This window comes from Caldimonas thermodepolymerans (assembly GCF_015476235.1).
Lineage (GTDB): Bacteria > Pseudomonadota > Gammaproteobacteria > Burkholderiales > Burkholderiaceae_C > Caldimonas > Caldimonas thermodepolymerans.
Genome location: NZ_CP064338.1, coordinates 3,638,428 through 3,651,345, shown reverse-complemented (window position 1 = coordinate 3,651,345; position 12,918 = coordinate 3,638,428). Strand labels below are relative to the sequence as shown.

Sequence of the window (12,918 nt, the reverse complement as noted above, 5' to 3'; positions counted from 1 at the left end):
GGTGTCCCGGCAATGGTGCTGGCCCTGCTGCTCGGCGGCGCGGCCCAGGCGGCGGACTTCCGCGGCGCGTTCGACAAGGAGCGCGTCTGCTTCTCGCCCCAGCCGCAGGGCGTGCTGCGCCACCTGTGCATCGAGTACACGCTGCACTGGCGCCTGTTCAGCCTGATGGGCGAAGCCGCGGTGAATGCCGTGCTGGCGGACTGGAAGGTGACCGACTTCGCGATCGCCACCCCAGCGGGCACCGTCGCCTGGCGGGCCAACCTGCCGCCGGCGCTGCACGAGGCGGCGCGGCGCCTGGAGCTGCACGTGGTGATGGATGCCGGCGTGCGCACCCCCGGCGTGGCCGCGTTTCCCTGGCTGCGCCTGGATTCGGGCAGCCCCACCCGGCAGGGCACGCCGTCGTACAACGTGCCGGGCAGCCCGGACTGGGCGAAGCTGTTCCACACCGCGGCCCCGCAGGTGCATGCCACCGGGACGGGCCGGGTCTACCACTGCGTGGCGTCGCCGCCGGCATGGGCCTCGGCCGGCACCGCGAAGACGCTGATGCGCGGCGAGCTGACGCTGGCGCCGACCATCGTCGGCGCCTCGGTGTTCTGCGCCAACCTCAGCTCGGTGGGCAACACCAGCGCCCTCAGCCGCGCGATCCGCGAGGTGTGCGACGGGGGGGCCGCGCTGCGGCCGTCCTGGTGCGCTCCGCGCAAGGGGCACAAGCCGCAGGAGGCACCCGCCTCGCAGGACGACGAGCCCGAGCGCCGGGCGCCGCGCGCGGCCGCCGGCTGCCGCGGCGGCCCGGTGGATCCGCTGGACCGCACCGCCGGCGCGACCGGTGACTGCGACGCGTCCGCCGACCCGCTGGACCGCACCGCCGGCACCGGCACCGGCCGCCAGGGCGGCATCGACCCGCGCAACCCGCAAGCGCTGTCGCGCGCGGTCACGATGGACGGCGCCACCGCCACCTACGGCGGCCTGCCGGCGGCCAGCGGCACCCCGGACAGCCGCCCGCGCATCCGCGCGCTGGTGCGCGAGGTCACCACCTCCAACGGCAGCACCGCGCAGATCCCGTTCGAATGCCATGCGCGGCAGCCGCTGCGGCGCACCTATGTCCAGGTCGAGGGCGCGAGCCGCCACCTGCGCCTGGACAGCGCCGCCGCCGGCACCGAATGCGACGGCGAGGTCGCGCTGCGCCTGCCCACCGAGCTGCTGGCCGGCAACTTCTGCGTGCTGTTCGCGGTGGAGGACCGCGCCGGGCAGGTCAGCAACACCGAGAAGGCGTGCCTGAAGGCGCTGAAGCTGGGCTCGGGCACGCTGCAGATCTCGCTGTCGTGGAACACCGACGGCACCGACGTGGACCTGCACGTGCGCGAACCCGGCGGCCAGACGATCTACTTCGCTCGTCCTTCCAGCGCCAGCGGCGGGCGCCTGGACCGCGACGACCGCGACGGCTTCGGCCCCGAGAACATCTACTGGAACGGCAATGCGCCGGACGGCTCATACTTCGTGGACGTCAAGCTCCATGCCGGCAGGAAACCGACGCGCTACGTCGTCACGGTCAACGCCGCGGGGGGCCACTCGCAGGTGCGCACCGGCGTGCTGACGCGTTCGGGCGAGAGGGCGCGCGTGCTGCGCTTCGTCAAGAACGGCGACCGGATCAGCTTCGACTGACGCCGGCCGGCGCCGGCCTCAGGCCGGGCGCCGGTCCAGCAGCATCGCGTCGCCGTAGCTGAAGAAGCGGTAGCGCTGCGCGATCGCGTGGCGGTACAGCGCCATGACGCGCTCGTAGCCGGCGAAGGCGCTGACCAGCATCATCAGCGTGCTCTTGGGCAGATGGAAGTTGGTGATCAGCAGGTCCACCACGCGGAACTCGAAGCCCGGCGTGATGAAGATGTCGGTCTCGGCGCAGCCGGCGCGCAGCGCGCCGCCACGTGCGGCCGATTCCAGCGCGCGCAGCGTCGTGGTGCCCACCGACACCACCCGGCCGCCGGTCGCATGGGTGGCCTCGATGGCCTGCACGGTCGCCGCCGGCACCTCGAACCATTCGGTGTGCATGCGGTGCTCGGCCAGGTTCTCGGTGCGCACCGGCTGGAAGGTGCCCGCGCCCACGTGCAGCGTCACGTTGGCGGTGCGCACGCCGCGCTGCGCCAGCCCCTGCAGCACCGCGTCGTCGAAGTGCAGCGCCGCGGTCGGCGCGGCCACCGCGCCCGGCTTGTCGGCGAACACGGTCTGGTAGCGGCGCTCGTCCTCGTCGGTGTCGGCGTGGGTGATGTAGGGCGGCAGCGGCACGTGGCCGTGGCGCTCCAGCAGCACCAGCGGGTCGTCGGGAAAGCGCAGGTGGAACAGCCCGCCGTCCGGGCCGCCACGGCCCAGCACCTCGGCGTCGAAGGTCCCGGCGAAGCGCACCACCGTGCCCGGGCGCGGCGACTTGCTCGCGCGCAGGTGTGCCAGCACCTCGTGGCCGGGCAGGATGCGCTCGACCAGTGCCTCGACGCTGCCGCCGGTGGCCTTGGCGCCGTACAGGCGCGCCTTGATGACGCGGGTGTCGTTGAACACCAGCAGGTCGCCGGGCGCGAGGCGTTGCGGCAGGTCGCGGAACACGCGGTCGGCGGGGGCGTCCCCGGTGGCGTCCAGCAGGCGCGAGGCGCTGCGCTGCGGGGCCGGATGCTGGGCGATGAGTTCGGCAGGCAGAGCGAAGTCGAAGTCGCTCAGGGTGTAGGTGCGTTGCATCGGATGGAGGGCCGGACGGACCCGTTCCCGTGGAAGAAGCGGCGATTGTCCCTCACGCGCCGGCCCCGCCGGGCGCGGGCAGAATGCAGGCCATGTCGTCGGCCCCGGATTCCCCCCCTGCCGCCAAGCGCGAGAAGTCCGCGCCGCAGAAGGCGCTGGAGAAGCTCGGCCTGGTGCGCGACATCGACCTTGCGCTGCACCTGCCGCTGCGCTACGAGGACGAGACGCGCATCACCCGGCTGGCCGACGCGCGCGACGGCGACACGGTGCAGGTCGAGGGCGTGGTGACCGACAGCCAGGTCAGCCTGCGCCCGCGCCGCCAGCTGGTCGTCACGCTGGACGACGGCAGCGACACCGTGCGGCTGCGCTTCTTCAGCTTCTACCCCTCGCACCAGAAGACGCTCGCGGTGGGCCAGCGCATCCGCGCGCGCGGCGAGCTGCGCGGCGGCTTCCTCGGCCGCGAGATGGTGCACCCGAGCTTCAAGGCGGTCACGCCCGACACCCCGCTGGCCGAGGCGCTGACGCCGGTCTACCCGGCCTCGGCCCAGCTGCCGCAGGCCTACCTGCGCAAGGCGGTGGGCGCGGCGCTGGCGCGTGCCGACCTGTCCGAGGTGTTGCCGCCCGAGGTGGTGCCGCCCGGCCTGCCGACGCTGCGCGAGGCGCTGCACTTCCTGCACCATCCGTCGCCCAGGGTGTCGCTCGCGACGCTGGAGGACCGCAGCCACCCCGCCTGGCTGCGGCTCAAGTTCGAGGAGCTGCTGGCCCAGCAGCTGTCGCAGCTGCAGGCCCAGCGCGAGCGCGCGCGCCTGCAGGCGCCGCCGCTGCGCGCCGAACGCGAGGGGCTGCACGAGCGGCTGCTCGCCGCGCTGCCGTTCCGGCTCACCGAGGCGCAGCGCCGCGTGGTCGAGGAGATCGCGCAGGACCTGGCCCGCCCGCAGCCCATGCACCGGCTGCTGCAGGGCGACGTCGGCTCCGGCAAGACGGTGGTGGCGGCGCTGGCCGCGGCGGTGGCCGTCGGCGCGGGCTGGCAGTGCGCGCTGATGGCGCCCACCGAGATTCTGGCCGAGCAGCATTTCCGCAAGCTGGTCGGCTGGCTGGAGCCGCTGGGCGTGGGCGTGGCCTGGCTGACCGGCAGCCAGAAGGGCCGCGCGCGCCGCGAGATGCTCGAGCGCGTGGCCAGCGGCGCCGCCTCGCTGGTGGTCGGCACCCATGCGGTGATCCAGGACCAGGTCGAGTTCGCCCGGCTGGGCCTGGCCATCATCGACGAGCAGCACCGCTTCGGCGTGCAGCAGCGCCTGCAGCTGCGCCAGAAGCTGCAGGGCCGCGGGCTGGAGCCGCACCTGCTGATGATGAGCGCCACGCCGATCCCGCGCACCCTGGCGATGACCTACTACGCGGACCTGGACGTCAGCACCATCGACGAGCTGCCGCCCGGGCGCATGCCCATCGTCACCAAGGTGTTCTCCGACGCCCGGCGCGCCGAGGTGATCGAGCGCATCCGCCACGAGGTCGGGCAGGGCCGGCAGGTCTACTGGGTCTGCCCGCTGATCGAGGAAAGCGAGAAGCTGGACCTGCAGAACGCCACCGAGACCCACGCGCAGCTGAGCGAGGCCCTGTCCGGGCACATGGTCGGGCTGCTGCACGGGCGCATGCCGCCGGCCGAGAAGGCCGCGGTGATGTCGCTGTTCAGCCAGGGGCAGATGAGCGTGCTGGTCTCCACCACCGTGATCGAGGTCGGCGTGGACGTGCCCAACGCCAGCCTGATGGTGATCGAGCACGCCGAGCGCTTCGGGCTGTCGCAGCTGCACCAGCTGCGCGGGCGGGTCGGCCGCGGCGCGGTGGCCAGCGTGTGCGTGCTGCTGTACACCCCGCCGCTGTCGGACACCGGCAAGGCGCGCCTGAAGGCCATGGTCGAGACCAACGACGGCTTCGAGATCGCGCGCCGCGACCTGGAGATCCGCGGCCCGGGCGAGTTCCTCGGCGCGCGCCAGTCCGGCGCGCCGCTGCTGCGCTTTGCCGACCTGCAGGAGGACGCGCCCTGGGTGGCGCGCGCACGCAGCGCCGCGCAGCTGCTGCTCGAGCGCCACCCGCAGGCCGCCGCGGCCCACGTGGCCCGCTGGCTGGGCGGCAGGTCCGAGTACCTCAAGGCCTGAGCCCGGTCAGGGGAGTACCCCCGCACTACCGGTACCCTGGCCGGTGCGCGCACAATCGCGCCATCCTTGCGATAGTTTTTTGCTTGCCCCCGGCACGGGAGAGACGTCATGACCCTGACCGAACTGCGCTACATCGTCGCTGTCGCTCGCGAGCGGCACTTTGGGCGGGCGGCGGAAGCCTGCTTCGTGTCGCAGCCGACCCTGAGCGTCGCGGTCAAGAAGCTCGAGGACGAGCTGGACGTCAAGATCTTCGAGCGCGGTGCCTCCGAGGTGACCGTGACGCCGCTGGGCGAGGAGATCGTGCGCCAGGCCCAGGCCGTGCTCGACCAGGCCGCCGCGATCAAGGAGATCGCCAAGCGCGGCAAGGACCCGCTGGCCGGCCCGCTGCGCCTGGGCGTGATCTACACCGTCGCGCCCTACCTGCTGCCCGACCTGGTCAAGCAGACCATCGAGCGGGTGCCGCAGATGCCGCTGATGCTGCAGGAGAACTTCACCGTCAAGCTGCTGGAGATGCTGCGCACCGGCGAGCTGGACGCTGCCATCATGGCCGAGCCCTTCCCCGACACCGGGCTGGCGCTGGCGCCCCTGTACGACGAGCCGTTCATGGTGGCCGTGCCGCGCAGCCATCCGCTCGCGCAGCGCGAGCGCATCGCCTCCGAGGAGCTCAAGCGCGAGACCATGCTGCTGCTGGGCACCGGGCACTGCTTCCGCGACCACGTGCTGGAGGTCTGCCCCGAGTTCGCGCGCTTCTCCAGCGACGCCGAAGGCATCCGCAAGAGCTTCGAAGGCTCGTCGCTGGAGACCATCAAGCACATGGTGGCCTCCGGCATGGGCGTGACCGTCGTGCCGCAGTTGAGCGTGCCCAAGGAACCGCACCCGCACGTGGCCTACATTCCCTTTGCCGAGCCGACGCCCACGCGCCGCGTGGTGCTGGCCTGGCGGCGCACCTTCACCCGCTACGAGGCGATCGCGGCGCTGCGCAACGCGATCTACGCCTGCGAGCTGCCGGGCGTGCGCCGGCTTTCGTGATGCAGGCGCGGCACCATTGGCATAGACTGACCTCATTCCTCAACCACCCCCAGGAGCAAGACCCCCATGGCAACCAAGAGCAAGAACAAGGCCGCCGCGACCGGCGTACCGCAGGTCAACATCGGCATTTCCGACAAGGACCGCGCCGCGATCGCCGAAGGCCTGAACCGCCTGCTGGCCGACACCTACACGCTGTACCTGACCACCCACAACTTCCACTGGAACGTGACCGGGCCCATGTTCAACACGCTGCACGCGATGTTCATGACCCAGTACACCGAGCTGTGGAACGCCGTCGACCCGATCGCCGAGCGCATCCGCGCGCTGGGCCACGTCGCGGTGGCCTCCTACAAGGACTTCGGCAAGCTGACCTCGCTGCCGGACGTGCCGAGCCAGCCGCCCAAGGCCGAGGAGATGATCCGCATCCTGGTGGTCGGCAACGAAGGCGTGGCGCGCACCGCCCGCAACCTGTTCCCGCTGGTCGACAAGGCCAACGACGAGCCGACCTCCGACCTGCTGACGCAGCGCCTGGACGTGCACGAGAAGGCCGCCTGGATGCTGCGCAGCCTGCTCGAGAGCTGATCGCGCCGCCCGGGCCGTCGCGGCCCGGGCCCCCGGGCGCGCTGGGCGCCGCGGTTCTAAACTCGCGGCATGTCCACGCTGCACCTGAAGTTTCCGCTCTACCTGCAACTCATCCGCTGGGACAAGCCGGTCGGCTCGCTGCTGCTGCTGTGGCCGACGCTGGCCGCCCTGTGGATCGCCGCCGGCGGCTTCCCGGGCTGGCATTTGCTGGCCGTCTTCACGCTCGGCACCTTCCTGATGCGCTCGGCCGGCTGCGCGGTCAACGACGTGGCCGACCGCGAGTTCGACCGCCACGTCAAGCGCACCACCGACCGCCCGGTGACCAGCGGCGCCGTCTCGCCGCGCGAGGCGCTGGCCGTGGGCGCCGTGCTGGCGCTGGTCTCGTTCGCGCTGGTGCTGACGACCAACCGGACCACCGTGCTGTGGTCCTTCGTCGCGCTGGCCGTCACCCTCGTCTACCCGTACACCAAGCGCTTCTTCTCGATGCCGCAGGCGGTGCTCGGGGTGGCCTTCAGCTTCGGCATCCCGATGGCCTTCGCCGCGGTGCAGGACCAGGTGCCGGCGCTGGCCTGGCTGCTGCTGCTGGGCAACCTGTTCTGGGTCATCGCCTACGACACCGAGTACGCGATGGTCGACCGCGACGACGACCTCAGGATCGGCATCCGCACCTCGGCGATCACCTTCGGGCGCCATGACGTCGTCGCGGTGATGGCGCTGTACGTCGCCTACCTCCTCACCTGGGGCGCGATCGGCTGGCACCTGCAGCTGCGCTGGCCCTATGCGCTCGGCCTGCTGGCCGCCGCGGCGCAGGTCGCCTGGCACTACCAGCTGATCCGCGGGCGCACCCGCGAGGGCTGCTTCCGTGCCTTCCGGCTCAACCACTGGGTCGGCTTCGCCGTCTTCGTCGGGGTGGTCGCGGCCTGCGCCTGACGCGGCGCACGCGCACCGTTTCCTCGCGCTGCACCAGCCTGGACGGGCACATGTAGCCGCGCGTGTCGGATTCTTGTGGCGCGCTGCGCAATGCCCGCCCACCCTGCGGGTGCGCTGCCCGCAACGACGCGAATGTGCACCCGGATGGGCCATCCGGCATGGCATGTGGCTTGCGAGAGGTTCAACGCCTCGCCTTGGCCCGCAGCCATGCCAGGGAGGCCGCCTGCCGGGACGACAAGCGCGGGCACTGCGGGCCCGGGCGCTGGTGCATCCTTCGGCCGATGCTCTCATTGCGGCAGGGCACCGCGCGTTGCGACGCGCCTTGCAGGTTCACGCCTGCCGGGCGCGTCTTTTTCTGTGCGGCCGGGATTCAGCGCCCGAACTCGTCGCCCAGCTCCTGGGCGCGCTGGCGGGCTGCCTGCATGGCCTGGATGAAGGCGTGCTTGACCTGCGCGGCCTCCATCGAGGTCAGCGCGGCATAGGTGGTGCCGCCCTTGGAGGTCACGCGCTCGCGCAGCACCTCGGGCGGCTCGTCCGAGCGGCGCGCCAGTTCCGTCGCGCCGGCGAAGGTGGCCAGCGCCAGCTCGCGGCCCTGGTCCGCACTCAGGCCCATGGCCTGCGCGGCCTCGATCATCGCCTCGATGAAGTAGAAGACATAGGCCGGGCCCGAGCCCGACAGCGCCGTCACCGCATCCAGCTCGGCCTCCTGCGCCACCCACACGGTGCGGCCGGTGGGGGCCATCAGCTGCGCCACCGCCTCGCGTTCCCCGGCCGACACCTCCGGGCGCGCGTACAGCCCCGAGATGCCCTGGCCGATCAATGCCGGCGTGTTGGGCATCGCGCGCACCACGCGCACGCTGCCGGTGGCCGCGACGATCGCGTCGCTGCGGATGCCGGCCATCACGCTCAGGTGCAGCGCCGGCGGCAGGTGTGCGCGGCAGGGCTCGGCCGCGGCCTTGAACAGCTGGGGCTTGACCGCCCACACCACGGTGCCGGCGCGCGCCAGCTCCGGGCCGGCGGCGGCCAGCGCCTGCACGCCGTACTGCCGGGCCAGCCGCTCGCGCTGCTCGGCGCTGGGCTCGATGACGATGAGGTCCGAGGCGGCGTGGCCGCTGGCGCGCAGCCCGCCGATGAGGGCGGAGGCCATGTTGCCGCCGCCGATGAAGGCAATTGCAGTCGACGTGTCCATGCCCGGCAGTGTACGTATCAACGGCCGCCGGCGAGCAGCGCCGCGTTGCCGCCCGCGGCCGCGGTGTTGATGGTCAGGGTCTGCTCGCTGGCGAAGCGCAGCAGGTAGTGCGGCCCGCCGGCCTTGGGACCGGTGCCGCTCAGGCCCTCGCCGCCGAAGGGCTGCACGCCGACCACCGCGCCGATCATGTTGCGGTTGACGTAGACGTTGCCGACCCGCGCCCGCTGCGCGACCTGCAGTGCACGGCCTTCGATGCGGGTCTGCACGCCCAGCGTCAGACCGTAGCCCAGCGCGTTGACGCGGTCGATCACCGCCTCGGGCGTGGCCAGTTCGCCCGAGCCCCAGCGCACCACGTGCAGCACCGGGCCGAACACCTCCTCGCGCACCTCGGCGATGTCGCGCACCTCGTAGGCCACCGGCGCGAGGTGATCGCCGGCCAGCCCTGCGGGCAGCGGCGTGCGCGCGACCAGGCGCGCCTGTGCATCCAGCCGCGCGACATGGCGGGCCAGCGCCGCGTGCGCCTGGGCGTCGATCACCGGGCCGACGTCGGTGGACCGTTGCAGCGGGTCGCCCACCACCAGTTCCTGCATCGCGCCGGCCAGCATCCGCAGCACGGCATCGGCGATGTGCACGTGCAGGCACAGCAGGCGCAGCGCCGAGCAGCGCTGGCCGGCGGAGCGGAATGCGCTCTGGATCACCGCATCGACCACCTGCTCGGGCAGGGCGGTGGAGTCGACCAGCATCGCGTTGATGCCGCCGGTTTCGGCGATCAGCGGCACGATGGGGCCGTCCTTGTCGGCCAGGCTGCGCTGGATCGCCTTGGCCACTTCGGTCGAGCCGGTGAAGGCCACGCCCGCGCAGCGCGCGTCGCGCACCAGCGCCGCGCCCACCGTCTCGCCCGGGCCGTGCAGCAGCTGCAGCGCGTCTTCCGGCACGCCGCAGCCATGCAGCAGCGCGACCATGCGCTGCGCCACCGCCGGCGTCTGCTCGGCCGGCTTGGCCGCCACGCTGTTGCCGGCCACCAGGGCGGCGGCCACCTGGCCGGTGAAGATCGCCAGCGGGAAGTTCCACGGGCTGATGCAGACGAACACGCCGCGCCCGCGCAGGCGCAGCTCGTTCGACTCGCCGGTCGGCCCGGGCAGGGCGAGCGGGGCGAAGCGCTGCTCGGCCTCGGCCGCGTAGTAGCGCAGGAAGTCGACCGCCTCGCGCACCTCGGCCACCGCATCGGCCATCACTTTGCGGGCCTCGCGCACCAGCAGCCCGCAGAACTCGGCCCGGCGCGCCTCCAGCGCCTCGGCGGCGCGGCGCAGCGCTGCGCCGCGCCCGGCCACCGGGGTGGCGTCCCAGCGCGCGAAGCCGGCGTGCAGCCGCTGCATTGCGGCGTCGACGGCCGCGGCATCCGCCTCGGGCACCGTGGGCACGGCCGTGTCGCGGGCCGTGGCGTACAGCGGCTCGCGGTCGGCCAGGCAGGCGAGGTCCACGCTTGCCGAGTTGGGGCGTGCCGGGCCGTACAGCGCCGCAGGCAGCGGCAGGCCGGGATCGCCTTGCAGGTTGAACGGCGAGACCAGCAGGGCGTCGAGCGGCACGCGCGCGTCGGCCAGCTGGTGCACGAAGGACGAGTTCGCGCCGTTTTCCAGCAGGCGGCGCACCAGGTAGGCGAGCAGGTCGCGGTGCTCGCCCACCGGCGCGTAGACGCGCAGCGCGACCGGCTCGCGCTTGAGCACCTCGCGGTAGATGCCTTCGCCCATGCCGTGCAGGCGCTGCATCTCGAAGGCGGCACCGCGCTCGCGCGCCATCTGCAGCACCGCGGCGATCGTGCCGGCGTTGTGCGTCGCGAACTGCGGAAAGACCTGCGGCGCGTGGTCCAGCAGCACGCGCGCGCAGGCGAGGTAGGCGAGGTCGGTGTGCTGCTTGCGGGTGTACACCGGGTAGCCGGCCAGGCCCAGCTCCTGCGCGCGCTTGATCTCGTCGTCCCAGTACGCGCCCTTGACCAGGCGCACCATCAGGCGCAGCCGGTACGCCGCGGCCAGGCGCGCGACCTCCTGCACCACCTCCAGCGAACGGGTCTGGTAGGCCTGCACCGCCAGCCCCAGGCCCTGCCACTGCGGCCAGGCCTGCGCGACCCGCGCGGCCAGCGCCTCGAACAGGTCCAGCGACAGCTCCAGCCGCTCGCTTTCCTCGGCGTCGATGGTGAGGTTCATGTTCGCGCGCGCGGCGCGCTCGACCAGCGTCCACAGGCGCGGCAGCAGTTCGGCGAACAGCCGCTGGCGCTGCGCCGGCTCGTAGCGCGGGTGCAGGGCGCTGAGCTTGATCGAGATGCCGTCGGCCTGCTCGGGCGCGGCATCGGCCGGCTGCTCGCGGGCGATGCGTTCGATCGCATGGTGGTAGGCCGCGAGGTAGCGCTCGGCGTCGCGCCCGGTGCGCGCGCCTTCGCCCAGCATGTCGAAGCTGAAGCGCAGCGCCGGCTGCCCGGCGCGCTGCGCCTGCGCCTCGTGCAGGGCCTCGTCGATGTGGCGGCCGAGCACGAACTGCCGTCCCAGCAGCTGCAGCGCGCGCACCGCGGCGGCCACCACCGTCTGCGCACCCAGGCGCTGCAGCAGGCCGGGCGCGCTGCCTTCGGCCGGCAGCAGCCGGCGGCCGAGCTCCAGCACGCGCGCCGACAGCCCGGCCAGCAGCGGGTGCGCGCTGCCGCCGCCGGCGTCGAAGCGGGCGCGGCCCAGCTGGTCGGCGGCCAGCGCCATCGCGGTCTCGACGTCCGGCACGCGCAGCAGGGCCTCGGCCAGCCGCATCAGCGCCAGCCCTTCGGGGCGCGACAACGGGTACTCCTTGAGCAGCGACTCCATCGCCCAGAACGGCGCCGGGTGCTCGCGCACCGCCTGCACCCAGGGCGTGGCCGCCTGCCGCACGGCGTCCCAGCGCAGCGCGGGCTGTCGCAGCAGGGCCTGCACCACGTCGGCTTCGGGACGGTCGGGCCGCGGCAGGCGCATGCGCTCGGGCGGCGTCGGGAACGGGGTGTCGGCAGCCATCGTCCTCGCCTCAGGGTTTTGGATGACTTGCTAGGTTAGGGGGGATCTCCTAGCATCATTCACCATTCAATAGGTCGCCGACGGGGGAAAATCAAGGATGAAGAACGGGGGCAGCGACGTCAACGACCTCGACAAGATCGACCGCAAGATCCTGCGTGTGCTGCAGCAGGATGGTCGCATCGCCAACCTCAAGCTCGCCGAGGCCGTGCACCTGTCTCCGACGGCGGTGCTCGAGCGCGTCAAGCGCCTGACCCGCGACGGCTACATCCTCGGCTACGAGGCGCGGCTCAACCCGCAGAAGCTCGCTGCCGGCATGATGGTGTTCGTCGAGGTGGTGCTCGACCGCACCACCCCCGACGTGATGAACGCCTTCAAGGCCGCGGTGCAGGCGCGGCCCGAGATCCTCGAATGCCACCTGGTGGCCGGCGGCTTCGACTACCTCATCAAGACCCGCGTGGCCGACATGCAGGCCTACCGCGAACTGATCGGCTCGGTGATCTGGTCGCTGCCCGGCGTGCGCGAGACCCACACCTACGCGGTGATGGAGGAGGTCAAGAACACCACCATGCTGCCGATCTGACCCGGCACCTGCCGGTCAGCGCCTGCCGAAGATCGCGGTGCCCACGCGCACGATGGTGGCGCCCTCGAGGATCGCCGCTTCCAGGTCGGCGGTCATGCCCATCGACAGCGTGTCCAGCCCCAGCCCTTCGCGGTTCAGCGCGTCGAGCAGCTCGCGCAGCGCGCGGTGCGGACGGCGCTGGGCCTGCGCATCGGCGGCCGGTTCGGGAATCGCCATCAGCCCGCGCAGCCGCACGTGCGGCAGCCGCGACACCTGCAGCGCCAGCTCGCGCACCGCCTCGGGCGCGATGCCGCTCTTGGTCGCCTCGCCGCTGATGTTCACCTGCAGGCACAGCTGCAGCGGCGGCAGGTGGGGGGGGCGCTGCGCCGACAGGCGCTCGGCGATCTTGAGCCGGTCCACCGAGTGCACCCAGTCGAAGTGCTCCGCGACCACCCGGGTCTTGTTGCTCTGCAGCGGGCCGATCAGGTGCCATTCGAGGCGCTCGCGCAGCCCGGCCAGCGCGCCGATCTTCTCGACGCCTTCCTGCACGTAGTTCTCGCCGAAGCGCGTCAGCCCCGCGTCGATGGCCTCGCGCACGGCCTCGGCCGGGAAGGTCTTGCTCACTGCCAGCAGCGTGACGCTTTGCACGTCGCGCCCGGCCTGCGCGCAGGCCGCCGCGATGCGCTGGCGCACTTGTTGTATGTTCTCCGCGATCGTCGCCATAATGGC

General features: G+C 72.5%; 10 protein-coding genes. 6 read left to right on the top strand and 4 right to left on the bottom strand.

Annotated elements, in window-relative coordinates; genetic code table 11:
* The first annotated feature begins 12 nt into the window (after window positions 1–12).
* Complete coding sequence (locus IS481_RS17255; protein ID WP_104356397.1) at window positions 13–1,662, top strand: YfaP family protein; 1,650 nt, start codon at window positions 13–15, stop codon at window positions 1,660–1,662.
* 18 nt (window positions 1,663–1,680) lie between these two features.
* Here IS481_RS17255 and queA read toward each other — a convergent pair whose 3' ends face one another.
* On the bottom strand, window positions 1,681–2,721 hold the full coding sequence (gene queA / locus IS481_RS17250; RefSeq protein WP_104356396.1) for a tRNA preQ1(34) S-adenosylmethionine ribosyltransferase-isomerase QueA: 1,041 nt from the start codon (window positions 2,719–2,721) through the stop codon (window positions 1,681–1,683).
* Window positions 2,722–2,804: 83 nt separating this feature from the next.
* On the opposite strand from queA, the gene recG reads away from it, so the two are divergent.
* The 4 genes from recG to ubiA all read left to right on the top strand — a co-directional run bounded on the left by recG (window position 2,805) and on the right by ubiA (window position 7,415).
* Entirely contained in the window at window positions 2,805–4,874 is a 2,070-nt protein-coding gene (recG, locus tag IS481_RS17245; protein WP_114699320.1) for an ATP-dependent DNA helicase RecG, read from the top strand.
* A gap of 108 nt (window positions 4,875–4,982) precedes the next feature.
* The gene (locus IS481_RS17240; protein WP_104356394.1) at window positions 4,983–5,903 is read left to right on the top strand and encodes a LysR substrate-binding domain-containing protein; all 921 of its coding nucleotides are present in this window, start codon (window positions 4,983–4,985) and stop codon (window positions 5,901–5,903) included.
* Window positions 5,904–5,969: 66 nt separating this feature from the next.
* Entirely contained in the window at window positions 5,970–6,485 is a 516-nt protein-coding gene (locus IS481_RS17235; protein ID WP_104356393.1) for a Dps family protein, read from the top strand.
* A gap of 69 nt (window positions 6,486–6,554) precedes the next feature.
* On the top strand, window positions 6,555–7,415 hold the full coding sequence (ubiA, locus tag IS481_RS17230) for a 4-hydroxybenzoate octaprenyltransferase (protein WP_104356392.1): 861 nt from the start codon (window positions 6,555–6,557) through the stop codon (window positions 7,413–7,415).
* A 370-nt stretch (window positions 7,416–7,785) separates the two neighbouring features.
* On the opposite strand, the gene proC is transcribed toward ubiA, so the two are convergent.
* Window positions 7,786–8,604, bottom strand: a complete 819-nt coding sequence (gene proC / locus IS481_RS17225; protein ID WP_104356391.1) for a pyrroline-5-carboxylate reductase — start codon at window positions 8,602–8,604, stop codon at window positions 7,786–7,788.
* 17 nt (window positions 8,605–8,621) lie between these two features.
* Complete coding sequence (locus IS481_RS17220) at window positions 8,622–11,630, bottom strand: L-glutamate gamma-semialdehyde dehydrogenase (RefSeq protein ID WP_232529353.1); 3,009 nt, start codon at window positions 11,628–11,630, stop codon at window positions 8,622–8,624.
* Between the two features lie 97 nt (window positions 11,631–11,727).
* On the opposite strand from IS481_RS17220, the gene IS481_RS17215 reads away from it, so the two are divergent.
* A complete protein-coding gene (locus IS481_RS17215) occupies window positions 11,728–12,210 on the top strand; it encodes an Lrp/AsnC ligand binding domain-containing protein (RefSeq protein ID WP_104356390.1) in 483 nt (160 codons plus the stop codon).
* Window positions 12,211–12,225: 15 nt separating this feature from the next.
* Here IS481_RS17215 and IS481_RS17210 read toward each other — a convergent pair whose 3' ends face one another.
* On the bottom strand, window positions 12,226–12,912 hold the full coding sequence (locus IS481_RS17210; protein WP_104356389.1) for a YggS family pyridoxal phosphate-dependent enzyme: 687 nt from the start codon (window positions 12,910–12,912) through the stop codon (window positions 12,226–12,228).
* Window positions 12,913–12,918: the final 6 nt, after the last annotated feature.